At 61.6% G+C, this 24,076-nt stretch carries 20 protein-coding genes and 1 pseudogene; 8 read left to right on the forward strand and 13 right to left on the reverse strand.

Going from position 1 to position 24,076, the window contains the following annotated elements; all coding sequences use genetic code 11:
- The first annotated feature begins 24 nt into the window (after positions 1 to 24).
- The 4 genes from PSH78_RS02135 (at position 25) to fba (ending at position 3,176) form a co-directional block, all read left to right on the forward strand.
- Positions 25 to 1,188 (forward strand): phosphoglycerate kinase, encoded by a 1,164-nt coding sequence (locus PSH78_RS02135; RefSeq protein WP_305498241.1) that lies wholly within the window; start codon positions 25 to 27, stop codon positions 1,186 to 1,188.
- A gap of 31 nt (positions 1,189 to 1,219) precedes the next feature.
- Positions 1,220 to 1,444, forward strand: a complete 225-nt coding sequence (locus PSH78_RS02140; RefSeq protein WP_305498243.1) for a hypothetical protein — start codon at positions 1,220 to 1,222, stop codon at positions 1,442 to 1,444.
- Between the two features lie 56 nt (positions 1,445 to 1,500).
- Positions 1,501 to 1,836, forward strand: coding sequence for an MliC family protein (locus PSH78_RS02145; protein ID WP_305498244.1), 336 nt, complete (start codon positions 1,501 to 1,503; stop codon positions 1,834 to 1,836).
- Positions 1,837 to 2,111: 275 nt separating this feature from the next.
- On the forward strand, positions 2,112 to 3,176 hold the full coding sequence (fba, locus tag PSH78_RS02150; RefSeq protein WP_003177554.1) for a class II fructose-bisphosphate aldolase: 1,065 nt from the start codon (positions 2,112 to 2,114) through the stop codon (positions 3,174 to 3,176).
- A 474-nt stretch (positions 3,177 to 3,650) separates the two neighbouring features.
- On the opposite strand, the gene PSH78_RS02155 is transcribed toward fba, so the two are convergent.
- The 5 genes from PSH78_RS02155 to PSH78_RS02175 all read right to left on the reverse strand — a co-directional run bounded on the left by PSH78_RS02155 (position 3,651) and on the right by PSH78_RS02175 (position 7,009).
- Positions 3,651 to 3,965, reverse strand: a complete 315-nt coding sequence (locus PSH78_RS02155) for a type II toxin-antitoxin system RelE/ParE family toxin (RefSeq protein WP_305498245.1) — start codon at positions 3,963 to 3,965, stop codon at positions 3,651 to 3,653.
- The gene (locus PSH78_RS02160; protein ID WP_305498246.1) at positions 3,965 to 4,243 is read right to left on the reverse strand and encodes a type II toxin-antitoxin system ParD family antitoxin; all 279 of its coding nucleotides are present in this window, start codon (positions 4,241 to 4,243) and stop codon (positions 3,965 to 3,967) included. Before PSH78_RS02160 ends, PSH78_RS02155 begins: the two co-directional genes overlap by 1 nt.
- 379 nt (positions 4,244 to 4,622) lie before the next feature.
- Positions 4,623 to 4,907 carry a fructose-bisphosphate aldolase gene (locus PSH78_RS02165; protein WP_305498247.1) on the reverse strand — a complete coding sequence of 95 codons (285 nt, stop codon included), beginning with the start codon at positions 4,905 to 4,907 and terminating at the stop codon, positions 4,623 to 4,625.
- Positions 4,908 to 5,365: 458 nt separating this feature from the next.
- Entirely contained in the window at positions 5,366 to 6,034 is a 669-nt protein-coding gene (locus PSH78_RS02170) for a polysaccharide lyase family 7 protein (protein ID WP_305498250.1), read from the reverse strand.
- A 306-nt stretch (positions 6,035 to 6,340) separates the two neighbouring features.
- Positions 6,341 to 7,009 (reverse strand): polysaccharide lyase family 7 protein, encoded by a 669-nt coding sequence (locus PSH78_RS02175; RefSeq protein ID WP_305498252.1) that lies wholly within the window; start codon positions 7,007 to 7,009, stop codon positions 6,341 to 6,343.
- Positions 7,010 to 7,333: 324 nt separating this feature from the next.
- Between PSH78_RS02175 and PSH78_RS02180 the strand changes: the two genes are divergently transcribed.
- The 3 genes from PSH78_RS02180 to PSH78_RS02190 are packed head-to-tail and all read left to right on the forward strand — an operon-like array spanning position 7,334 to position 10,304.
- Positions 7,334 to 9,457 (forward strand): bifunctional diguanylate cyclase/phosphodiesterase, encoded by a 2,124-nt coding sequence (locus PSH78_RS02180; RefSeq protein ID WP_305498254.1) that lies wholly within the window; start codon positions 7,334 to 7,336, stop codon positions 9,455 to 9,457.
- A 42-nt stretch (positions 9,458 to 9,499) separates the two neighbouring features.
- Entirely contained in the window at positions 9,500 to 10,003 is a 504-nt protein-coding gene (locus PSH78_RS02185; RefSeq protein ID WP_305498256.1) for a M48 family metallopeptidase, read from the forward strand.
- Positions 10,004 to 10,007: 4 nt separating this feature from the next.
- The gene (locus tag PSH78_RS02190; RefSeq protein WP_305498257.1) at positions 10,008 to 10,304 is read left to right on the forward strand and encodes a winged helix-turn-helix domain-containing protein; all 297 of its coding nucleotides are present in this window, start codon (positions 10,008 to 10,010) and stop codon (positions 10,302 to 10,304) included.
- Between the two features lie 124 nt (positions 10,305 to 10,428).
- Here PSH78_RS02190 and PSH78_RS02195 read toward each other — a convergent pair whose 3' ends face one another.
- The gene (locus tag PSH78_RS02195; protein ID WP_305498261.1) at positions 10,429 to 10,881 is read right to left on the reverse strand and encodes a GNAT family N-acetyltransferase; all 453 of its coding nucleotides are present in this window, start codon (positions 10,879 to 10,881) and stop codon (positions 10,429 to 10,431) included.
- A gap of 260 nt (positions 10,882 to 11,141) precedes the next feature.
- Between PSH78_RS02195 and PSH78_RS02200 the strand changes: the two genes are divergently transcribed.
- A complete protein-coding gene (locus PSH78_RS02200; RefSeq protein WP_305498263.1) occupies positions 11,142 to 11,879 on the forward strand; it encodes an ABC transporter substrate-binding protein in 738 nt (245 codons plus the stop codon).
- 115 nt (positions 11,880 to 11,994) lie between these two features.
- On the opposite strand, the gene yccS is transcribed toward PSH78_RS02200, so the two are convergent.
- The 7 genes and pseudogenes from yccS to betA all read right to left on the reverse strand — a co-directional run bounded on the left by yccS (position 11,995) and on the right by betA (position 23,978).
- Positions 11,995 to 14,178: a YccS family putative transporter gene (yccS, locus tag PSH78_RS02205; protein ID WP_305498265.1), complete on the reverse strand. Its 2,184-nt coding sequence runs from the start codon at positions 14,176 to 14,178 to the stop codon at positions 11,995 to 11,997.
- Between the two features lie 273 nt (positions 14,179 to 14,451).
- Positions 14,452 to 15,630, reverse strand: coding sequence for an NAD(P)/FAD-dependent oxidoreductase (locus PSH78_RS02210; protein ID WP_305498267.1), 1,179 nt, complete (start codon positions 15,628 to 15,630; stop codon positions 14,452 to 14,454).
- A gap of 150 nt (positions 15,631 to 15,780) precedes the next feature.
- Positions 15,781 to 17,118: an ATP-dependent RNA helicase DbpA gene (gene dbpA / locus PSH78_RS02215; protein ID WP_305501161.1), complete on the reverse strand. Its 1,338-nt coding sequence runs from the start codon at positions 17,116 to 17,118 to the stop codon at positions 15,781 to 15,783.
- A 332-nt stretch (positions 17,119 to 17,450) separates the two neighbouring features.
- Positions 17,451 to 18,878, reverse strand: coding sequence for a multidrug transporter subunit MdtD (gene mdtD, locus PSH78_RS02220; RefSeq protein WP_305498269.1), 1,428 nt, complete (start codon positions 18,876 to 18,878; stop codon positions 17,451 to 17,453).
- A 208-nt stretch (positions 18,879 to 19,086) separates the two neighbouring features.
- Entirely contained in the window at positions 19,087 to 20,424 is a 1,338-nt protein-coding gene (locus PSH78_RS02225; RefSeq protein WP_305498271.1) for a TldD/PmbA family protein, read from the reverse strand.
- Positions 20,424 to 21,866 carry a TldD/PmbA family protein gene (locus PSH78_RS02230; RefSeq protein WP_305498273.1) on the reverse strand — a complete coding sequence of 481 codons (1,443 nt, stop codon included), beginning with the start codon at positions 21,864 to 21,866 and terminating at the stop codon, positions 20,424 to 20,426. The genes PSH78_RS02225 and PSH78_RS02230 overlap by 1 nt, the downstream gene beginning before the upstream one ends.
- 407 nt (positions 21,867 to 22,273) lie before the next feature.
- Positions 22,274 to 23,978, reverse strand: a pseudogene (betA, locus tag PSH78_RS02235) (choline dehydrogenase).
- Between the last annotated feature and the right edge of the window lie 98 nt (positions 23,979 to 24,076).

Consider the following 24,076-nt stretch of genomic DNA (forward strand, 5'->3'; position numbering starts at 1 on the left):
ACAGTTACCCAGGAATTGCGACCCATGACCGTGTTGAAGATGTCCGACCTCGATCTGCAAGGTAAGCGCGTACTGATTCGCGAAGACCTCAACGTTCCCGTCAAGGACGGTGTTGTCACCAGCGACGCGCGCATCCTGGCCTCGCTGCCGACCATCAAGCTGGCCCTGGAAAAAGGCGCGGCGGTGATGGTCTGCTCGCACCTGGGCCGTCCGACCGAAGGCGAATTCTCGGCCGAGAACAGCCTCAAGCCAGTGGCGGACTACCTGAGCAAGGCCCTGGGCCGTGACGTGCCGTTGATCGCCGATTACCTGGGCGGCGTCGACGTCAAGGCTGGCGATGTCGTGCTGTTCGAAAACGTGCGCTTCAACAAGGGCGAGAAAAAGAACGCCGATGAGCTGGCCCAGCAATACGCCGCCCTGTGCGACGTGTTCGTGATGGACGCCTTCGGCACCGCGCACCGCGCCGAGGGCTCGACCCACGGCGTGGCCAAGTTCGCCAAAGTCGCCGCCGCAGGTCCGTTGCTGGCGGCCGAGCTGGACGCGCTGGGCAAGGCCCTGGGCTCGCCGGCCCAGCCGATGGCCGCCATCGTTGCCGGCTCCAAGGTTTCGACCAAGCTGGACGTGCTCAACAGCCTGAGCCAGGTCTGCAACCAGTTGATCGTCGGTGGCGGCATCGCCAACACCTTCCTCGCCGCCGCCGGTCACCCGGTAGGCAAGTCCCTGTACGAGCCGGATCTGCTGGACACCGCCCGTGATATCGCCGCCAAGGTCAGCGTACCGTTGCCGGTGGACGTGGTGGTTGCCAAGGAGTTCGCCGAAAGCGCCACCGCCACCGTCAAGCTGATCGACGACGTGGCCGAGGACGACATGATCCTCGACATCGGTCCGCAAACCGCAGCCAACTTCGCCGAACTGCTGAAATCCTCCCAGACCATCCTGTGGAACGGTCCGGTCGGTGTGTTCGAGTTCGACCAGTTTGGCAACGGCACCAAGGTGCTGGCCCAGGCGATCGCCGAAAGCGCTGCGTTTTCCATCGCGGGCGGTGGCGACACCCTGGCCGCCATCGATAAATATGGCGTAGCCGAGCAGATCTCCTACATTTCTACCGGTGGCGGCGCGTTCCTCGAATTCGTCGAGGGCAAAGTGCTGCCTGCCGTGGAAGTCCTGGAAAGCCGGGCCAAGGCCTGAGGCGACGTTGACCAGGCAAAGGAGTGTTCCGATGGTCAAGACGTTCATGTCGCTGATAGCCGCGACGCTGTTGGTGGCCTGCTCGAGCAGCCCGCAAGCCACCGCGCCGGATACGCCGGTGCCAGTGCCTGAGCAAGGCTGTTATCAGGCTGACTGGCAGGCCGAGACCAACCCGGTACTGAACAAGCGTTCCGGGCCGGACGGCCTGGATAAATACGAGACGCAGGCGCCGGTCAAGGAACATGGTTGCCCTTGACGGGTCAGACTCTTAACTCATGGCGAGCGGCACGGGCCGCCCGTCGAGGAACACGGATGAAAGGCTTTATCGCCGTCGTGGCGTTGGCATTGTTGGCCGGTTGCTCGCAACTGGGTTTTTTGCAGTCGTCCGAGCCTGCTGCAGGGGGTTGGACGAGTTGGACATGTGACAGCGAGGCCAAGGTGCTCTGGCGTTATGCCGATGCTGCGCGCAAGGAAGTCGATGTCCGGCTGGGCGGCGCTGACAAGGTTTATCGCCTCAAGCTCGAACCCGGCGCCGAAGGTTCGCTGTACAGCGATGACATGCTGGCGTTGCACATCAAGGGTGAGGAAGGCCTGGCGTATTGGGTCGCCACCAATGATCTGATTGGGCGGGGCTGCAAGGCCGATTGACAGGATTCATCTGATTTACACAGATCTGAACAGGGAAGCAGTTCCAATGTGGGAGCGAGCTTGCTCGCGATAGCGGTCCATCAGGCAACAGAGATGTTGAATGTGCCACCCTCATCGCGAGCAAGCTCGCTCCCACAGGGATCGCGTCAATGTTTGGGTTTGGCGATACGGAACACGCAGGTTCGGGCCAGCCCCGACCCGCAATGACTTGAATAGCCGCCGCCGCTCCGGCAGGCTGGCACGATTAACGACCCTCGACCGGGAGAGACACACTAATGGCACTTATCAGCATGCGTCAGATGCTGGACCACGCAGCCGAGTTCGGCTACGGCGTCCCAGCCTTTAACGTCAACAACCTTGAGCAGATGCGCGCCATCATGGAAGCCGCTGACAAGACTGACTCCCCGGTGATCGTCCAGGCTTCGGCCGGCGCTCGCAAATACGCCGGCGCGCCGTTCCTGCGTCACCTGATCCTGGCGGCAATCGAAGAATTCCCGCACATCCCGGTGTGCATGCACCAGGACCACGGCACCAGCCCTGACGTCTGCCAGCGCTCCATCCAGCTGGGCTTCAGCTCGGTCATGATGGACGGCTCCCTGGGCGAAGACGGCAAGACCCCGACCGACTACGAATACAACGTCCGCGTCACCCAGCAAACCGTCGCCATGGCCCACGCCTGCGGCGTCTCGGTGGAAGGTGAGCTGGGTTGCCTGGGCTCGCTGGAAACCGGCATGGCCGGTGAAGAAGATGGCATCGGCGCCGAAGGCGTGCTGGATCACAGCCAGATGCTGACCGACCCGGAAGAAGCCGCCGACTTCGTCAAGAAAACCCAGGTCGACGCCTTGGCGATCGCCATCGGCACCAGCCACGGCGCGTATAAGTTCACCAAGCCGCCTACCGGCGACGTGCTGGCGATCGACCGCATCAAGGAAATCCACAAGCGCATCCCCAACACTCACCTGGTGATGCACGGTTCTTCCTCGGTACCGCAGGAGTGGCTGGCGATCATCAACCAGTACGGTGGCGACATCAAGGAAACCTACGGCGTGCCGGTCGAGGAAATCGTCGAAGGCATCAAGTACGGCGTGCGCAAAGTCAACATCGACACTGACCTGCGCCTGGCTTCCACCGGTGCCATGCGTCGTCTGATGGCGACCAATCCTAGCGAGTTCGATCCGCGTAAATTCTTCGGGGCGACTGTTACTGCGATGCGTGATGTGTGTATCGCGCGTTATGAGGCGTTTGGTACGGCGGGTAATGCTTCGAAGATTAAGCCGATCTCTTTGGAAGCCATGTACCAGCGGTATTTGAAGGGTGAGTTGAACGCTAAGGTTAATTGATGGTTTAGCGTTGTTGGAAAACCCGCAGTGATGCGGGTTTTTTATGCTTGGGATGTTGTGGTTTTGTGTGTATATCCGTTTTTTTGGTGATGGCTGCTTATGGTTACGCTCTTACAGCGTCTCACTTTTGAGAAGCGCAAAAGTAAGCAAAACGCTTTTGCCCCACCACTTGGTGCCTCGCCTAGGCTCGGCATGCCCTCACTCCGGCATTGCTCCGTGGGCCCGCCGCGAAGGGCCGTCCCTGGCCCAGCGCGGCTATCCCGGCATCCATGCCGGGATGCCCCCTCCACAATACCTGCGTTCGGCCATCGTGGTTAACGGGGCGCCCGAGATCAACGTCCACCACGAGGCGGCCTGGTAGCCGACCTGGTTCTGGATGAGGTTCGCGTTGCCCCTGTGGGAGCCTGCTCGCGAAGGCGAGGTGTCAGTCGATGAGGATATTGGATAAGCAGGCTTCCTGGTGAGCTGCTTGCATCAATCTTCCTGCTCGGTCTGCAAAGCGACCTTGAAGTCCTGTCCGCCGTAAAACACGCCCAAGATGAAAACCTGTTCGGGTTCAACGACAAAGGCGATCACAGTCCGTTTGCGGTAGTTTGTTATACGCAACCCCGGCCGTATATCGTCCCTCTGGTCCCCTCGGTGCGGGAATGTCCATAGGTCTTCACAGTAGGTCGCAATAGCGTCGGTATACCTATGGGCAATTTTCGGCGAAGCCGCTGCGGCAATGTAGCGATAGAGCGCAGCTAATTGCTCAAGGGCTTCCGGTGCAAACTTGACGGTATAGGCCATCAGGATTCAGCAGTGAGGTTCTGGTGCTCTGCCGCCAATCGGGAGCGCACATCATCAGCGCCTAGTGCACGCGACGGATCAGCTTTCAAGGCATCGTAAGCAGGAGCTACCTGGCCTATAAGCCAGTTTTCCAAAGCACGATCACGAGCCAGTAGCGCGCGCAGCCCATCGCGAATGACTTCACTTTCAGTCGCGTACTCGCCAGCGGCCACCTTGGCTTTCACTAGGTCAGCCATTTGGTTGGGCAGGGTGATGCTGAATTGTTGAGTGCTACGCATGACGGACCCCTTGAGACGATAGGATTTAATCCTACTCTGCTCAGAAGAATATGCACATGACCTCCTGTCATCACCTAGGCTTGGCAAGCGGAAAGTGGATGAGCATGTGCGTTGAGGATATTTGAATGACTGGCCTCTTCGCGAGCAGGCTCGCTCCCACAGGAGGAACGCGGACCCATCCAAAACCAGGTCGGCTATCAGGCCGCCTCGCGCTTTTCGAAAGTGACCCGCTGTAAAAGCGGAACCATAAGCAGCCGTTACCGCAGAAACGGATATACACACCGATCCTGATAGCGCCGAGTCAGCCAACATTTCCGCTACAGACCCAACGCCATCGCGAGCAAGCTCGCTCCCACAGGGGATCTCCTGCAGGCGGGTTTCAGTGCTCTTCGAGCCCACGTTGCTCAATGACACCGAACACATCGGCCACATCCTGAACCAGAATCCGGGCGACATTAGTGAGGGTATTGAGATCGCCGGCAGCCGAATCGCGCAGGGTGGTGCAGGCCATGAGCGTCAGGTAATCAAGAGTGGCCTGCAAGCGTTCGCTGGCGCAGGCGTGAAGCTCGGTCAGTGGCGCGGTGCTGTCGATGAACAGGACGGGTTGGTTGGTGGCGATTGGGGTGAGTGGGGTAAAGCGGCCAAGCAATTGTTCGGTTTTCATGACAAACCTCTAACTCAAGAAAAGTAATTGCCACCGTTCGCTGCGAAACAAATTGGGTGGCAGCCATGTGCGGGTTCGCAGACCGAGGAGTTAGAGAAACCCGGCAGACCCGAAGATCTCCCACACACAGCCGCCATAAAAAGCCGAACGCAGGCGGGATTCGCCTATGTTGACTTCTGACGGTCGTGATTCTAACTCACCAGGGCTGCGAAACCCCTGCCACTGACCAAAGCCAGCAGACCAACCAAACTATAGAGCAGATTTCCCAGGCCAAAATCGACCTGTAGGACGCACCGCGCCCCCGTGGCGAGGGAGCTTGCTCCCGCTCGGGGGCGCAGCCGCCGCAAACCGTTGTATGAGCTAGGTCTGACAAAAGATGGGGCCGCTTCGCAGCCCAGCGGGAGCAAGCTCCCTCGCCACGGGGCGTAAATTCCTACGAGTTTTTAGGACGTGAAATTTCAAGTGTTGTGATCGATGTCCAACTTGCTGAACGTCACCTTGCCGCCTTCGCTGGTATAGCCACTGTTGTCCTGCACATAAACCCCGGCCTTGAAATACAACGGCTTGACCCGCCAGGCGGCGCCGACCGTGGTGTACCAGCTATTACCGGCGGCGGTGATGCCCAGGTCGCCGGTGCGATCCAGGTGGATCCGATAAGAAAAGGCCCGGTCAAGCTTCACGCCTGTCGCTACTGTGATGACCCGGCTTTTGCTGTCATCGGGGCGCATGCGCACCTTGGCGACAATGTTGCCAGTGTTGGTGGCGTCCTTGAATTGGTATTCCAGCTTCACCATCGGTTTGTTGCTGTCCTTGGCATGGATCTGGCCAATGACAATCTTGCCGCTGCTGGGAACTTGATTGACCACCAGCGTTGCGCGCAATTGATTGTCGGCCTCTGGGTAAAGCCAGTTGCGCAGGGTGCCGTCTCGGTAGGTCTCGCGTAGTTCGCTGCGCGGGTAGATCGCGTTTTCGGTCTTGGTGCCGGTCACCGGCGACCAGAAATACACCGTGCTGCCTTCGGAGTTGAAGTACTTGTCCCTGAATCCATCCACCAGTCGAGGGGTTTCGATGGTTTTCGGCGGGCTGCCTTCGGGGATGCTCAGGTTCCAAGTTGCTAGATCGACCATGTTCGGATCCTTTCTGAGAAGAAGAAATGATTTACGCCACAGCCGGAGGCTCTAAGACGCGCTTTCTGCGGACGCCAGCAGGAATGCGGACAAACATTTGGCACGTTCGTACGGCGGAGGTTTGGCGTCAGCAGTCCGTCAGAGTAGGGATTGGCGATTTTGTGCCGCAGATAGTTGACCGTTGGTCGGTAGCGTCAAAATTTTATTGAACGATGGCTTTTTGGCGGTGCCATTGCCACGTTGATCGAAGGGGAGCGAGTCGGCGGCGGGCAGGCAGCGATCCATGCTGCTGCTCGGGGGGAAACCTTAGAGGTTGTGATCGATATCCAGCAGGCTGAACGTGGCTTTTGCACCTTCGGTGGCGTAGCCAGCGTTGTCCTGCACGTAGACGCCTGCCTTGAAGTACAACGGTTTAGTGCTCCAGGTGTTGCTGACGGTGGCACTCCACTGATAGCCGGCGCCGTTGATGGTCAAGAGGCCTGCACGGTTGAGGTGGATCAGGTACGAGAACGGCTGGTTGAGCTTGATGCCGGTGGCGATGGTGATGACCTGGCCCGTGGCGTCGTCGGGACGCATGCGCACCTTGGCGACGATGTTGCCGGTGGAGCTGTAGGTCTTGTACTGGTATTCCAGCTTCACCATGGGGCTGGTGCTGTCCTTGGTATGGATCTGACCGATCACCAGCTTGCCGGTGCTGGGCACCTGGCCGACGGTCAACGTGGCGGCCAGCTTGTTATCCGCAGCCGGGTACAACCAATTGCGCAATGTGCCGTCGCTGTTGGTTTCGCGCAGCTCGCTGCGCGGGTAAATGGCGTTGGCCGTCGTGGCGCCCGTGACGGGGACCCAGAAAAAAACGGTGCCGGTTTCCGAGTTGAAATACTGGTTCTTGAAGCCTTGTACCAGTTGCGAAGTCTGGATGGTCGCCGGTGGTGCGCCTTCAGGAATGCTCAGGTTCCAGGTTGCGAGATCGATCATGTCGTGTGTCCTGCGTATCGGGATGTAAAAGGGTGTACGCCGTGTCGGGAGGCTTTGAACCGCCCTTTTGAGCGTCTCGAAACGCTGGGTGGGGCTTTTGTTGTTGACCGCTCGGCGAATGTTTGACGTCAATTGTTCGTCGAGGGGGTCATTGCAGTTTCTGTGCCTGAGCAGGGTGACCGTTAGTCGGCTATTTCGGGCTTTGTCTGGATGATGGCGTCATGACACCTACTGCTTTTCAAAATCCCGGTCTAGAGTGAGATCACTGTATGTTGTCCGTTTTCCCACGTAGGACGGACATGGCGTCCCGATAAGAGAAGCAGCATGGAATGCGCGCAACCCCCGTTTGGCGAAGACAGCTCCGTCCTTTTGATTGTTGATGACTACCCTGAAAACCTGCTCAGCATGCGAGCGTTGTTGCAGCGTCAGGATTGGCAGGTCATGACCGCGTCCTCGGGTGTCGAGGCCCTCAACCTGCTGCTCGAACATGACATCGACCTGGTGCTGCTGGATGTGCAGATGCCGGACATGGACGGCTTCGAAGTGGCGCGTCTGATGCGTGGCAGCCAGCGCACGCGGCTCACGCCGATCATCTTCCTGACCGCCAACGAGCAGTCCCAGGATGCGGTGATCAAGGGTTACGCCAGCGGCGCGGTGGATTACCTGTTCAAGCCATTCGACCCGCAGATTCTCAAGCCCAAGGTCCACGCTTTACTCGAGCACCAGCGCAATCGCCGGGCCTTGCAGCGTTTGAGCCAGGACCTGGAAGCTGCCAGGGCGTTCAATGCCTCGGTGCTGGATAACGCTGCCGAAGGCATCCTGGTGGTGGATGAAAGCGGTTGCATCCGTTTTGCCAACCCTTCGACGTGCCGTTTGCTCAACGCCACCGCAGACCGATTGGAGGGGATGCCGTTTCTGGATTTCCTGCAGAAACCCCATATTCCCGAGTGGATCGATTCGGATATCCATGCCGCCTATCGACGTGGCGAAACCTGGCGCTTGCACGACGCCGTGCTGCGCACCGCGCCCGGCCAGCAAGTGTCGGTGGCCTTGTCCTGTGCCCCCCTGCCTTCGGAACAAAAGGCCATGGTGGTGACGCTTCAGGACATGTCGGTGGTTCGTCATCTGCACCAGCAACTGGAGTTCCAGGCCGTCACTGATCCCCTGACCGGTTTGCTCAACCGCAGGGGGTTCTATCAGACCGCGGAAAACCTGCTGATGCGCAGCGAACGGCTGGAAAGCAACTGGGTGCTGTTGTACCTGGACCTTGATGGCTTCAAACGGGTCAATGACTCGCTGGGCCACGATGCCGGCGACCGGGTGTTGCGCTGGGTGTCGGAACAGTTGAAGGCCTGCCTGCGGCCGTTCGATATCCTCGCGCGGCTCGGCGGCGATGAGTTCACGGCGCTGCTGGATCTTGAGGTGCCCGAGCAGGCAGCGAAGATTGCCGAGAAACTCATCGAGCGCGTCTCGGTCTGCCAGCAGATCGAAGGCATGGACGTGGCGCTGGGCGCCAGTATCGGCATCGCCACGTACCCGGACTGCGGCTCCAACCTCGACGGGTTGCTTCGCGCGTCCGACATCGCCATGTACGAGGCCAAGCGCGCCGGCCGCCAGCAGTATCGTTTCTACGATCACGAAATGAACGGCCGAGCCCGTTCACGGCTGATGCTTGAGGAAAGCGTACGTTCGGCCATCGAAAACCGCGACTTCAATATGGTCTATCAACCACAGGTCAGCATCCTCGACGGACGGACCCGAGGGTTCGAGGCGCTGCTGCGCTGGCAGCACCCCAGCGTCGGGGACGTACCGCCGGGCTTGTTCCTGCCGTTGCTGGAGGAGGCTCGGTTGATCAGTCGGCTGGGCAGCTGGATTTACCATCGCAGTGCGTCCCAGCGCAAAGTCTGGGAGCGGTTGTTTCCCGACGATCTGGTGTTGGGCGTGAGCCTGAGCAGTACCCAGTTCGGCATGCCCAACCTGGTGACCGAGTTGCGCCAGGTCCTGGATCGCCATGCGTTGAAGCCGCGGCAGCTGGAGGTCGAGATCACCGAAGACGCGCTGATGCGCAACCCCGACGAAACCCATAAGCAATTGCGCCTGCTGCGCCACCTGGGCGTGCGGGTGGCGCTGGACGACTTCGGTTCGGGGCCTTGCTCGCTGGCGCATCTGCGTGATCTCGAACTCGATACGCTCAAGCTTGATCGGCACTTGATCGCCCGCTTGCCAGACTCGCCAAGGGACGCCGCGCTGGCCGCCTCGGTGATCGACCTGTGCAAGCAATTGGGCTTGCGAGTGATCGCCGAGGGGGTCGAGACGCCGCAGCAGTATCACTGGCTCAAGGCCCATGGCTGTGAATATGTGCAAGGCTTCCTCGTGGCGCGGCCCTTGATGGCCGAGGACACAGATGCCTTCGCGCGACCATTCGACTGGAGCGCGGTGCCGGCCTGAATTCGCTACACTGGCGGCCTCCAGTGACTGTGTTGCCGTCCGATGACCGTGCTCAAATACCTCCAGGGGTACCCCGCCTCGCTGCAAGCCCAGGTGCAGCAACTGATTGCCGAGGATCGGCTGGGCGATTACCTGCAACAACGCTATCCCGGTCGCCATCCGATCCAGAGCGACAAGGCGTTGTACGGCTATGCGCTGGATCTCAAGCAGCGCTACCTGCGTAACGCGCCGGCCATCGACAAAGTGCTGTTCGACAACCGCCTCGACCTGACCCATCGCGCGCTGGGGCTGCATACGGCGGTGTCACGGGTACAGGGCGGCAAGCTCAAGGCCAAGAAAGAAATCCGCATTGCTTCGTTGTTCAAGGACGCAGCACCCCAGTTCCTGGAAATGATCGTGGTGCACGAGTTGGCCCACTTCAAGGAATCGGACCACAACAAGGCTTTCTACCAGCTGTGCGAGCACATGTTGCCGGGCTATCACCAGCTGGAATTCGACCTGCGGGTGTACCTGACCTGGCGGGACCTGCAACAAGACAAGGGATGAGCGAATGGACGTCAGCAAGACCAAGAGCAGCTTCTATCGTCGACTGTACGTGGCTTACCTGATCGACAGCGGCCTGGCCAGCAACATTCCCGCGCTCACCGAAGCTACCGGCATGCCTCGGCGCACCGCCCAGGATACCGTCGTGGCGCTGGCGGACCTGGACATCCTCTGTGAATTCGAGCAGCAGGAGGGGGCGCGCAACCATGCCGGGCGGTATCGGATTCGCGATTGGGGGGCGATTGATCGGCGGTGGATCGAGCAGAATCTGCAGCGGATCAAGGCGGTGCTTGAGTACCCCTGAGCGTTGAGGGTGGCTGGGCTGACGCCTTCGCGAGCAGGCTCGCTCCCACAGAGGCCTGTTGTAAACACAGGATTTGCTGCCACCTGGGTCCCTTGTGGGAGCGAGCCTGCTCGCGAAGAGGGCCTCAGGGCCGATGCATCCCGATGTGCGGAATCCCATCCTCAAGATATTCCACACCCACCACTTCAAACCCGTACCGCCCGTAATACCCCTGCAGATGCGCCTGGGCCGACAACGAGATCGACACGCCGGGCCAGTGCTTTTCGGCCTGCTTCAAGGCTTTTTCCATCAGTGTATGCCCCAGCCCTTGCCCTCGCGCCTCGGGGGCGATGACCACGCGGCCGATCACCACATCGCTGTTTCGCGAATGCGGATCGAGCAAACGAAGGTAAGCGACCAGGTGGTTGTCCTGCCAGGCCATCAGATGGCAGGTGTCGCCTTCCAGGTCCAGTCCGTCGACGTCCGGGTAGGCGCAGTTCTGTTCGACGACGAAGACCTCGGCGCGCAGTTTCAGGATGGCATATAGCTGTTCCTTGCTCAGGTCAGTGTGATGTTTGCAGACCCAGTCGATATCCATTTTTTGAATTTCCCAGAGAACCTGCTGCCGATATTAGGCGTCCTTGCGTCGGAAGTCTCTTTTCAATCGGTCGAAAAATCTGTGATAAAGACCAAAATGCCATCATCGATTTGTCGCGGTACTGCCTTCTTTATGTAATCTTCAATCCAGCGCTGCGCAGCGGTTTCGATGAGCTAACGTCAGGACCCGGATGCCTTGGGGAGTCCCTTGGGTTTCGGCTAAAAACAAACCGGGCTTTGAACCCGTCAAGGAAGTCAGGCATGCCGCGATTGCATCGAGCTCTTGCTTTGGTCGGGTTGCTGTTGCTGAGCCACAACGCCTGTGCACAGAAACTGCGTCTGGTCGCCGATGCCTGGCCACCCTTCACCGACTCGACACTGGTCAATGGCGGTCTGGCGACCGATATCGTCACCACCGCCCTGGCGCGCGCCGGTTATGCCAGTGATTTCGAGCAGGTGCCTTGGGCCCGGGCGATGCTGGGGATCAGCGAAGGGCGGTATGACGTGCTGATCAACGCTTGGTACGCCGAGGAGCGCACCCATGTGGGCCAGTTCTCGGCCGAGTACCTGCTCAACCGCGTGCGCTTTATCAAGCGCAAGGACGCGCCCATCGATTTCGAGAATCTGCAGCAGTTGTATGCCTATCCCATCGCCGTGGTTCGTGGCTACGCCTATTCCAAGGCGTTCGATGAGGACGAGAAGATGCAGAAAATCCCTGTGCATAATTTTGCGATGGCCGTGCGCATGCTCGCCGCAGACCGGGTGAAGCTGACGCTGGAAGATGAATACGTCGCCCGTTATTACCTGGGCCGCGAATCCGCCAAGGTGCGCAACGCGGTGGAATTTCTACCCAAGCCGTTGAGTGAAAACAGCCTGCATATCCTGGTCAGCCTGAAGAACCCCGAGCATGAGCAGATCGTCGCCGGGTTTGATCGGGAGATCGCGGCGATGAAGGCGGATGGGAGTTATCAGAAGTTGTTGAAGGCGCATGGGATGTGAACCTGCTGTTCGGCTGATGGCCCCTTCGCGAGCAGGCTCGCTCCCACACTGAAAAATGCCTGCCCTGTGGGAGCGAGCCTGCTCGCGAAGGCGATGGCATGGTCGCCACCAATCCTCAAGCCTCACTGGTGTCCTTGATCAGGTGCGCCGCCAGCGTCCGCAACGGCCCCAGTTGCCGGCAGATCAACGCCAGTTGCGTCTGCACCAGCCGCTGGCCCTCGTCGATTTCATCGGGCATCAGCTCAAGCTCGCTGGCGAGGGCTTCTTCTTCGTCGCTCTGGATCGCGATCGGCTGTTTGCTCGCCAGGCCCTGGGCGATTTCATCGATGCTGGTCGCCAGCCTTGCTCCGGCGCCGTCGATCAGCTGCTCGCGCACCTCGGTCGGCAGTTCGGTGCCCCGGTGGGCCCCGAGCCCCGACAGGTAACTGAGCAGGGTGTGGGACAGCACCAGGAAGCGGAACCCCACGTCGGCCTCCTTACGGAAATGGCCCGGCTCCATCAGCATGTTCGCCAGCGTCGTGGACAGCGCCGCGTCGGCGTTATGGGCGTTGCGCCGGGCCAGGCGATAGGCCAGGTCGTCGCTTTTGCCCGCGGCGTATTGCTGCATGATCTGGCGCAGGTAGATGCTGTTGCAGGTCAGCGTGTTGGCCAGCACCTTGTTCAGTCGCCGACCCTGCCAGTCCGGCAGGAACAGGAACACCGCCAGCCCGGCGATCAGGCTGCCGAGCAAGGTATCGAACAGCCGTGGCAGCAGCAGCCCGTAGCCGTCGCCGACCTGATTGAAGCAGAACAGCACCATGACGGTGATCGCGGCAGTCGCCAACGTGTAGCGGGTGGTGCGGTTGGTAAAGAACACCACCCCGGCGGCAATGGCGAAGCACGATTGCACCAGCGGGGTGGGGAACAGGTCGAACAGCGCCCAGGCCACCGTCAGGCCGATGGCGGTGCCGATGATCCGCTGGCCGAGCTTGCGCCGCGTGGCGCCGTAGTTGGGCTGGCAGACGAACAGTGTGGTGAGGATGATCCAGTAGCCCTGGGAGGGGTGGATCAGGTGCACCATCGCGTAGCCCACGCTCAGCGCCAGGGGCAGGCGCAGGGCATGACGGAACAGCAGCGAGGTCGGCGTGAGCTGCGTGCGCAGGCGGACCCAGACGTCCTTGAGGTTGCGTGGCGAGCGGTCCAGCAGGCTGCTGTCGGTGGCGTCGGCGAGGGCGTCGGGGTTGCTCGCGTCGCTGAGCAGCCGGTCCAGGGTGCCGAGGTTGACCGACAATGCCCGCAGTGAACGCAACAGTCCGCGCCAGGCCGGGTTGCTCTGGATGCGCAGGTGTTCCAGGGACGCATGCAAGTCGTTCAGGGCTTCGGCGAAGCTGTCGTCGTAGACGAACGGCTGGCGCAACTGGATCGACTCGGCCAGTGCCAGGCAAGCCTTGCCTTGCTGGCGCAGCAGGCGCTGGCAGCGGAACAGTACGTCGCTGTGGAAGAACGCCTCGGCCAGGGCGTTATAGGGATAGTGCGAGGAGCTGGCGCGCTCGTGGATGTCCTGGGCAAGGAAGTACAGCTTCAGGTAGCGGCTGACTTTCGAACCCGGCCGGCCATTGCCGACGCGGTGCAGGATGATTTCCTTCGCGCTGTTGAGCGCGGCCACCACCCGGCCATTTTGCTGGGCCAGCTCCAGGCGTCGGGCCTCGATGTCCAGCTGACGGATCGGCTCCAGCAGCGACGACTTGAGTTTCAGGTAGCGCCCCAGTTCGCGGAACAGCCGCGCCAGGCTCTGCTGCACCGGCTGGTTGGAAAACAGCGCATGCCACAACACCGAGAGCAGGCCATACCAGGCGGCGCCGGCCACCAGCAACACCGGCTCATGCCAGAAGTCCGTGACCGCACCGCCGCGCTGGTCCACGCCGATCATGGTGTAGACCGAAAGAATCAGCGTGGCCGAGGCAATCGCGCCATAGCGCTCGCCCAACGCACCGAGCATGGTCAGGCCGAAAGCCGCCAGGGCCAGGGCGACGATGAACAGGACGGGATAGGGAAACAGCAACTCCACCGACAGCGCGGCGATGCTGAAGCACACCAGCGTCACGGCCAGCGCGTTGAGACGGCCTTGCCAGCTGTCGTCGGTCTCGGCCAATGCGCTGGCGATGATGCCGAGGAACAGCGGAATCAGCAGCGCCATCTGATCCAGGTACCAACACAGCACCATGCTGCCGGTCAGGGCGATGAACACCCGCACGCTATAGCTGAATTTATCCAACGCCCAAAGGCGACGCAGAGACTGGCTGAACGAGGTCGATGACATGAAGTGCAAGGGCCTGACGGGCAATGACGCTAAATTGAGGCAGTAATGACGCCGATGCAATGGCGACGATCACATCCGGCAGCAAAAAGTGTTCCGGCATGCAAAGAACACCCCCTGTGGCGAGGGAGCTTGCTCCCGCTGGGCTGCGAAGCGGCCCCTTCCCCCATGCGTTACGTTAATTCAGACCGAGTGCGATGGCTGTTTTGCGACTGCTGCGCAGTCGAGCGGGAGCAAGCTCCCTCGCCACAAAAGCGGGCTCGAAACAGGGTGGAATCAGACGTACTGCGCCGCCGCATACCCCGAAGCCCAGGCCCATTGGAAGTTGAAGCCGCCCAGGTGACCGGTGACGTCGAGCACTTCGCCAATGAAATATAGTCCCGGGCTTTTCAGCGACTCCATGGTCTTGGAAGAAACTTCCCGGGTGTCGACGCCGCCCAGGGTCACTTCGGCGGTGCGGTAGCCTTCGGTGCCGGCGGGGACGACGTTCCAGCTCGCCAGCTTCTCGGCGATGTCCGCGAGTTCCGCGTGGGTGTATTGCTTCATCGGCTTGGAGATGAACCAGGTGTCGGCCAGCAGGTTGGCCATTTTCTTGGTGAACAACTCGCCCAGCAGGGTCTTGAGTTCGCTGTTCGGGCGTTCGGCCTGTTGCTGTTGCAGCCACTGCGGCACGTCGTGGTCGGGCAGCAGGTTGATCTGCACGGTGTTGCCCGGCTCCCAGAACGACGAGATCTGCAAGATCGCCGGACCGCTCAAGCCGCGATGGGTGAACAGGATGTTCTCGCGAAAACTCTGCTCGTTGCAGCTCACCAGACAGTCCACCGACGTGCCCGACAGTTCGGTGCACAGGCTCTTTAACTGATCGGTGATGGTGAACGGCACCAGTCCGGCCCGGGTCGGCAGCAGCTGATGGCCGAATTGCCTGGCCACCTGATAGCCGAAGCCAGTCGCGCCCAGGGTCGGGATCGACAGCCCGCCCGTGGCGATCACCAGGGATTGGCAGGCAATGGGCCCGAGGGTGGTTTGCAGCCGGTAGCCGTCGGCGCTTTTCTCGATCTGCTCGATCGAGGTGTCCAGGTGCAGCTCGACGCCGGCCTGGTCACACTCGTCCAGCAGCAGGCCGAGGATGTCGCTGGATTTGTTATCGCAGAACAACTGGCCGAGTTTTTTCTCGTGATAGGGCACGCCGTGCTTGGCTACCAACGCGATGAAATCCCATTGGGTATAGCGGGCCAGGGCCGACTTGCAGAAGTGCGGGTTCTGCGAGAGGAAATTGGCCGGTTCGGTGTACATGTTGGTGAAATTGCAACGTCCACCGCCCGACATGAGGATTTTCTTGCCGGCCTTGTTGGCGTGGTCCAGCAACATCACCCGCCGCCCGCGCCCGGCGGCGGTCAGCGCGCACATCAACCCCGCGGCGCCAGCGCCAATGATCACGACTTCGGTAGAGCGCAAAACGGTGTCCTCTCAGCTTTCCACATACTGGAATGTGGGAGCGAGCTTGCTCGCGATAGCGGTAGTCCAGTCAATATCCATATGACAGAACTGACGCCATCGCGAGCAAGCTCGCTCCCACAGTTTGATCTTTGTTGGGGCGACGACCGTTTACAGGATCCGCACCCGCAACGAGCGTCCCTTGATCTTGCCATCGTTCAGGCGCTGCAAGGCCTGTTTGGCGATCCCGCGCTCCACTGCCACATAGGCCTGGAAATCGAAAATCGCGATCTTGCCGACCTGGGCGCCGGGGATGCCGGCCTCGCCGGTCAGGGCGCCGAGGATGTCGCCGGGGCGCACCTTGTCCTTGCGTCCGGCACCGATGCACAGGGTGCTCATGGCCGGCAGCAGCGGACCGCCGCCCTGGGGCTTGAGGTTGTCCAACTGGTCCCAGCTCAACGGCGATTTCTGTAGTTGCTCGATGGCCTGGGCGCGATGGGCTTCGGACGGCGCGACCAGGCTGATGGCGATGCCTTTCTCCCCGGCGCGCCCGGTACGGCCGACGCGGTGGATATGAATCTCCGAGTCCCGGGCCAGCTCGACGTTGATCACCATGTCCAGGGCATCGATGTCCAGGCCGCGGGCCGCCACGTCGGTGGCGACCAATACCGAGGTGCTGCGGTTGGCGAACATCGCCAGGACCTGGTCGCGGTCGCGCTGCTCCAGGTCACCGTGCAGGCCGACGGCGGAGATGCCCTTGGACGTCAGGTGATCGACGGTTTCCTGGACCTGCTGCTTGGTGAAGCAGAACGCCACGCAGGAGGCCGGGCGGAAATGCGCCAGCACCTTGACCACCGCGTCCATGCGCTCCTCGGGAGAGATCTCGTAGAAGCGCTGCTCGATCTGGGCGTCGGAATGCAGCGCCTCGGCCTTGACCTGCTGTGGATTGCGCATGAACTTGGACGACAGTTGCTTGATGCCCACCGGATAAGTGGCCGAGAACAGCAGCGTCTGGCGGCGTTCCGGGGTCTGCTGGATGATGTCTTCGATGGCGTCGTAGAAGCCCATGTCGAGCATGCGGTCGGCTTCGTCGAGGATCAGCGTGTTGAGGCCGTCGAGCACCAGCGAACCTTTGCGCAGGTGCTGCTGGATGCGCCCCGGCGTGCCGACGATGATGTGGGCACCGTGTTCGAGGGAGGCGATCTGCGGGCCGAAGGACACGCCGCCGCACAGGGTCAGGACCTTGATGTTGTCTTCGGCGCGGGCCAGCCGGCGGATTTCCTTGGCGACCTGGTCGGCCAGCTCACGGGTCGGGCACATCACCAAGGCCTGACAGCCAAAGAAGCGCGGGTTGATCGGGTTCAGCAGGCCGATGCCGAAGGCCGCGGTCTTGCCGCTGCCGGTCTTGGCCTGGGCGATCAGGTCCATACCCTTGAGGATCACCGGCAAGCTTTGCGCCTGGATCGGCGTCATCTGGGCATAACCGAGTGATTCGAGGTTAGCCAGCATGGCGGCGGACAGCGGCAAAGTATTAAAAGCGGTGGCAATGGTGGTCACGGGACTGGCCTGCAAAACAAAATGTCGCGCAGTGTAGCAGCCTCGTGCCACTTTCTTCGAAAGTTCTGGACGAGCTGTGGCGCAGCTCCGAAGCGGAAAGATTTCCCTGTGGCGAGGGAGCTTGCTCCCGCTGGGGTGCGAAGCGCCCCCAAAACCGGCCAACACGGTGCGCCTGAAGTATCGCGTCGCCTGGATTGCGTCTGCTGCGCAGCCGAGCGGGAGCAAGCTCCCACGCCACAAAAGCTCTAAATGCCCTCAGAGCCCTAAAGCCGCCTGAGTCCCATCTAGTGCTCGATATGCTCATCCGGCCGCTTCACCCGCCGTCCGTCCTGCTTGGACAGCTGGGAAAAAATCGTCGCCGCCAGCATCGCCATGATGCCTACGGTCACGAAGGTCAACTGGAACGCGCCCAGTACCGTCTCCACCCCATCGTTGCCGACCTGGGCGGTAAAGCCGCCGAGCAGGGCGCCGGCGCAGGCTACGCCGAGGCTCAGGGAAAGTTGCGCCACCACCGACAGCAAGCTGTTGCCGCTGCTGGCGCTGGCGTCGTCCAGGTCGATCAGGGTCACGGTGTTCATCGCGGTGAATTGCAGCGAGTTGATTGCTCCCAGCACCGCCAGATGGGCCAACAACAGCCAGTACGGCGTCTGTTCGCTGACCAGGCCCATGCTCGCCAGCATCACGCCCAGGGCCAGGGTGTTGGCAGTGAGGACGATGCGATAGCCGAAGCGTTCGATCAGCGGCCGGGCCACGGATTTGGCAACCATCGCCGCCGCCGCCAGGGGCAGCATGCTCATCCCGGCCTGGGAAGGCGAATAGCCCAGCGCCACTTGCAAGAGCAACGGCACCAGGAACGGCAAAGCGCCGCTGCCCAGGCGCGCGAACAGGTTGCCGAGAATGCCCACGGCAAACGTCCGGGTCTTGAACAGTGACGGCGGGAACAGCGCATTCTCGACATGCCCGGCCCGCAGCCAATAGGCCGCCAGGCAGGCCATGCCGCCGAACAACAGCAACATCACCCGCAGGTGTGGCAGATGCAGTTCACCCAGGCCTTCCATGGCGATGGTGATCAAGACCATCGCCGCGCCGAACAGCAGGAACCCCAGCCCATCGAACCGCGTGCGCTCGCTGCCGCGCAGGTCCGGAATGAATTTCCAGACGGCATAGCAGCCGATTACCCCCACCGGCAGGTTGATGATGAAAATCCAGTGCCAGGTCAGGTACTCGACCATCCAGCCGCCCATGGTCGGGCCTATCAGCGGGCCGAGCAGGCCGGGGATAGTGATGAAACCCATGATCCGCACCAGCTCCGAACGCGGGTACGCCCGTAGAACCACCAGCCTGCCCACCGGCAGCATCAGCGCACCGCCCAGGCCCTGGACGACCCGGGCGCCGATCAGCATGCTCAACGAATTGGACAAGGCGCACAGCAACGAGCCGAAGCTGAACAGCAGGATCGCGCCGAAGAAAATCTTCTTGGTGCCAAAGCGGTCGGCGATCCAGCCCGAGGCCGGGATCAGCAGGGCCACAGTGAGCATGTAGGCGATGATTACGCCCTGCATGCGCAGCGGGTTTTCCGCCAGGTCGCTGGCCATGGCAGGCAGGGCGGTGTTGAGGATGGTCCCGTCCAGGGACTGCATGAAGAAAGCGATTGCCACGACCCACGGAAGCCAGCGGGCGGTGACGGCGTCGAGCGGGGCGCGGTTGGGCATGGGACCTCTTGTGTGACAGGTTGATCAAGGGCGGGCGCCGTTGTGGCGAGGGGATTTATCCCCGCTGGGCTGCGAAGCAGCCCCAGAACAGTCACCTCGGTGAGTCAGGCAGAACTCGGTCAGCCTTTTAGGGGTTGCTGCGCAACCCAGCGGGGATAAATCCCCTCGCCACAAGTAGAGTTCTGCGCAGCCTGCGTAGGGTTGGGGTTCAAAGGGTCAGCGTCAGCCTCTTCACCAACGCCCCCGGCAGCAACATCGAAGCCGTGGCCCGCTGGCTGTAGGTACTGGCCGAAAGCAGAAGTTCCCGCTCCCGGGTCAGGCCTTCGAGTTGCGAGCCGAGCAGGCTGTAGACGCTATCGTCGAAACGCATGGTGCTCACCGGCGCCTGGATCTGGCCATCCTCGACCCAGAACGTGGCGAAACGGGTCATGCCGGTCAGGCGCGCCGCCGGTTGGTCCGAGTAGTTCAGGTACCAGAGGTTGCTGATGTACAAGCCGGTGCCGAGTTCTTCGAGAACGTGCCTTAGCGCCAGATGACCCTCTTTCATCTCCAGCGCGGTAGGGTATTCATAGCTGCTGGCGCCGTTGGCGGTCAGACCGTATTCGGCGGCGCTGCGGGAATTGACCAGCCGTGCGTTGGCCGTGCCCTTGGCGATCAGCCCCAGGTCATCGCGAGGATAACCTTCGTCGGAAAATGCCGGGCTCAGGGAGCCGCTGACCTGCTCCGTCAACCAGACGTTGGGGCTGAAGTGGGCTTCGCCGGCGTAGAACTTTTGCAGCGGGCTTTGCTTGCTGGCGATTGCACGAGCCGAGAACCCGCCCCAACTGAGCATGCCCATGATTTCTTCCAGCGCGGCTGGCGCCAGGTAGGCGCGGTATTCACCGGGCGGCAGCGTGCGCAGTGGTCGGCCGAGGAATTGCAGCTGTTCGCGTGCCTGTTCGAAACGTTGGGCGAACCCTTCGCTGCTCCAGGCGTGGCCTGCATAACTGGCCTTCACGGCCTGGCCGTTCTCATGGAACAAGCTGAAGTCGAAATTGAAACTGTTGGCCTGATGCCAGCCGAAGGCACCCGAGGAACTGGCAAAGCCCCGGCTGATCGGCCCGGCCGCATAGAACCCCACCAGGTCCAGGCCTTCTGCGGCGCGGGTGATTTCGCCGACCGCCTGCTCTGTCTCGGGCAATGGGTGATCCTGCACATTGTTGCTCTGCCAGTGGTTGTGGTTGAGTAGCAGGTAGGGATCGGCGGGCAGCAACGGCAACGTCTCGCGCAACTGTTGCAGGCCTTCGCCCAGGCGTTGCAGATCGGTCGCGGTGTCGCCGGACAAAGTGATCTGCAAGTCGGCATGGCGGCCGTCGTTGATCAGCTTGAGGTTGATATTGGCCTGTTGGACCTGCCCGGCCTGGCGAACCTTGCCGTGGTTGAAGCGCACGAAAGCCGAGGATTCGGCGGCATAGCCGAGGGTGAACTGTTCGGGCTCACGCAAGGCATTGCGCAGCCAATCGACCAACGCCTTGAACGCCCCGGCCTCATTAGTGACGGTGCTCATCAGGCATCTCCCCCAAATACGTCAACGTTGCTGAACACACAGGCCGGCGAAGCATGGCCGACGCGGATGACCTGGTTCGGTTCACCCTTGCCACAGTTCGGCGTGCCGAGGACCTGGGAAGTGCTGGCGTCGCCCATCGCCCTCAAGCTCTTCCAGAACTGCGCGGAAATGCCCCGGTAGTTGGGATTTTTCACCACGCCCTTGAGCTCGCCGTTTTCAATCAACTGGCCCCATTCGCAGCCAAACTGGAATTTGTTACGGGCGTCATCGATGGACCAGGAGCGGTTGGTGCGCATCAGCACGCCGTGCTCGATGCCTTGGATCAGTTGCTCCAGGGGTTGGTCGCCGGGCTCGATGTTCAGGTTTGCCATGCGGTCGATGGGCGGACGATTCCAACTGCAGGCGCGGCTGTTGGCGACCCCGTCGAGGCCGGCGCGGAACTGCGACAGCGCACCGCCCAGGGGGCGCAGCAGCAAGCCTTCACGGATCAGGAACTGTTTGCTGGCAGCGCTGCCGTCGTCGTCATGGCTGTAGCTGGCCAGTTCTTCCGGGATGTCCGGGTCGAACGTCACGTTCAGCAGGTTGGAGCCGTATTGCAGGTGTCCGAAATCGCTGGTCTTGACGAAACTGGTGCCGGCGTAATTGCGCTCGTCGCCGAGGATGCGGTCCAGTTCCAGCGGGTGACCGATGGATTCGTGGATCTGCAGCATCATCTGGTCGGGCATCAGCAACAGGTCGCGTGGGCCTTGCGGGGTGTTTGGCGCCATCAGCAATTGCAGGGCCTGGTCGGCAATCTTCGGCCCGGCACCGATCAGGCCGCAGCGGTTGATCACATCGAAGCCGCCCTGCTGACCGAAGTTTTCGCGGCCCAGGGTGCGCGTCTGGCTGTCGTGCCCGTCGAAGGCGGTGACGTCCAGGGCCGGGTAGATGAAGCGCTGGGCCTGGCGCAGTTCGGCACCGGCGCTGTTGAGGTAGATCTGCTCGACCTGAGTCAGGCCGATACTGGCCTGCCAGTTCACCAGGCGCTCGTCCGTCGGCACCGCTGCCGATTCGTCGCCGAGCAGTTGGTAGCAATCGCTCAGTGGAGGGAACGCCTGGTCGAAATGCGGTGAGAAATAATCGGCGCGGTCGCTGGAGACCGGCTGCTCGCGCAAGTCGAGCAAAGCGTGGGGCTTTAGCCGGCGGGCCTGTTGCTCGGCGCGTTCGAGCGCCGCTTGCAGGCCGGCCTGGGACAAATCGTTGGTGGCCGCATAGGTTTCGACGCCATTGACCCGCACGGTGAGCATCGCACCTTCGTCGCGGCTCAGGCTGGGCGGCTCGGCGACATTCTTGCGCACCGACAGGTGCTGACCGGACTCTCGGACGTAACGCAGGGAAAAGAATTCAGCGCCCGTGCGCAATGCAGCAAACCGCTGCTTGAGCTGGGGATGGAAATCGAACATGAAACCTCCTTGTCTGGAGTGACGGTGCAGCGAGGTGCGGCGCGTTGACGCGGGCGGCTCTAGAGTAGGCCTGGGGTGGGGGAGGGATCAAGGCAGATGGGAATTTTGCGGTGGCCCGTAGGGCGCAATCGTCGGATCGCCGCCCGGAGCAAGCTCGCTCCCACATTGGGTCTTCAGCGGTTACGAAATCTTTGTTTCACCACCAATCCCCTGTGGGAGCGAGCTTGCTCGCGAAGACGGCGGCACATCCAACATTGATGCAAGCCGACCCACCGCTTTCGCGAGCAGGCTCGCTCCCACAGTGGGATCTTTGGTGGATACAAAACCTGTGTCCGCCTTGGAACCGGTGTGGGAGCGAGCCTGCTCCGGGCGGCGCTCCGACGAAGGCCGCCCCTGGGTCTTGAACCTTACTGGGCGGCTGTCGCCACTTCACGCAACGGCTTGCCACGCACCGGCGCATCGCCGGCCACGTAGTACGGCGCGGTGCTGCGCGGCAATGGCTGGCGACCGCGGATCCTGTCGGCGATTTTCTCGGCCATCATGATCGTCGGCGCGTTCAGGTTGCCGGTGGTGATGATCGGCATGATCGAGGCATCGACTACCCGCAGGCCTTGCATGCCATGCACACGGCCTTCGCTGTCGACCACTGCCATGTCATCGGTGCCCATCTTGCACGAGCAGGACGGGTGGAATGCGGTTTCGGCGTGCTCGCGGATGAACTGGTCCAGTTGCTCGTCGGTCTGCACTTCGATGCCCGGGCTGATCTCGCGGCCGCGGAACGGGTCGAGTGCCGGCTGTTGCATGATCTCGCGCGTCAGGCGGATACCATCGCGAAATTCCTGCCAGTCCTGTTCGGTGGCCATGTAGTTGAAGAGGATGCTCGGGTGCTGGCGCGGGTCCTTGGACTTGGCCTGGATCCGGCCACGGCTCGGCGAACGCATGGAGCCCATGTGCGCCTGGAAGCCGTGTTCCTTCAACGCCATTGCTGCCGTTGTAATTGATCGCCACCGGCAGGAAGTGGTACTGGATGTTCGGCCACTCGAAGTCCGGGCGGGTGCGGATGAAACCGCCGGCCTCGAACTGGTTGCTGGCGCCGATGCCGGTGCCGTTGAACAACCACTCGGCACCAATGGCCGGCTGGTTGTACCAGAGCAGCGACGGGTACAGCGAAACCGGCTGGGTGCAAGCGTATTGCAGGTACAGCTCCAAGTGGTCCTGGAGGTTTTCACCTACGCCCGGCAGGTCGTGGACCACCGGGATGTCGAGGCTTTCGAGCAATTTTGCCGGACCGACGCCGGAGCGTTGCAGGATCTGCGGCGAAGCGATGGCGCCGGAGCACAGCAGCACTTCCTTGCGGGCCCGCGCTTCGACGCGCTCTTCAGCGGCGCCAACGAGGTAACGCACGCCGACCGCACGCTTGCCTTCGAACAGGATCTTGTCGGTCAGGGCGTGGGTGACGATGGTCAGGGTGGAGCGCTTCTTGGCGATGTCCAGGTAACCGCGCGCGGTACTGGCGCGGCGACCATTGGGCGTCACGGTGCGGTCCATCGGGCCGAAGCCTTCCTGCTGGTAGCCGTTGAGGTCTTCGGTGCGCGGGTAACCGGCTTGTACGCCGGCTTCGACCATGGCGTGGAACAGCGGGTTGTTGCCGGGCTTGGGCGTGGTCACGCTGACCGGACCGTCGCCGCCGTGGTAGTCATTCGGGCCGATGTCGCGGGTTTCGGCTTTACGGAAATACGGCAGGCAGTCCAGGTAGGTCCAGTCTTCCAGGCCTGGCAGCTTGGCCCAGTTGTCATAGTCCAAGGCGTTGCCGCGGATGTAGCACATGCCGTTGATCAGCGAAGATCCGCCCAGGCCCTTGCCGCGACCGCACTCCATGCGGCGGCCGTTCATGTGCGGCTCCGGGTCGGTCTCGTAGGCCCAGTTGTAGCGTCGGCCTTGCAGCGGGAACGCCAGGGCGGCGGGCATTTGCGTGCGGAAGTCCAGGCGATAGTCCGGGCCGCCGGCTTCGAGCAGCAGGACGGTGACGCCTTCGTCTTCGGTCAGGCGGGTGGCCAGGGTGTTACCGGCCGAGCCGGCACCGATGATGATGTAATCGAATTCTTGGGACATGAAATGCACCCTCTTTTGAATTGGGTTCAGGCCTGGCGAGTGCTTCGCACTCGATCGCGAGCAAGCTCGCTCCCACATTGGAATGGGAACTCCTGTGG

The sequence above is a fragment of the Pseudomonas sp. FP198 genome (genome assembly GCF_030687895.1).
Taxonomy (GTDB): Bacteria; Pseudomonadota; Gammaproteobacteria; order Pseudomonadales; family Pseudomonadaceae; genus Aquipseudomonas.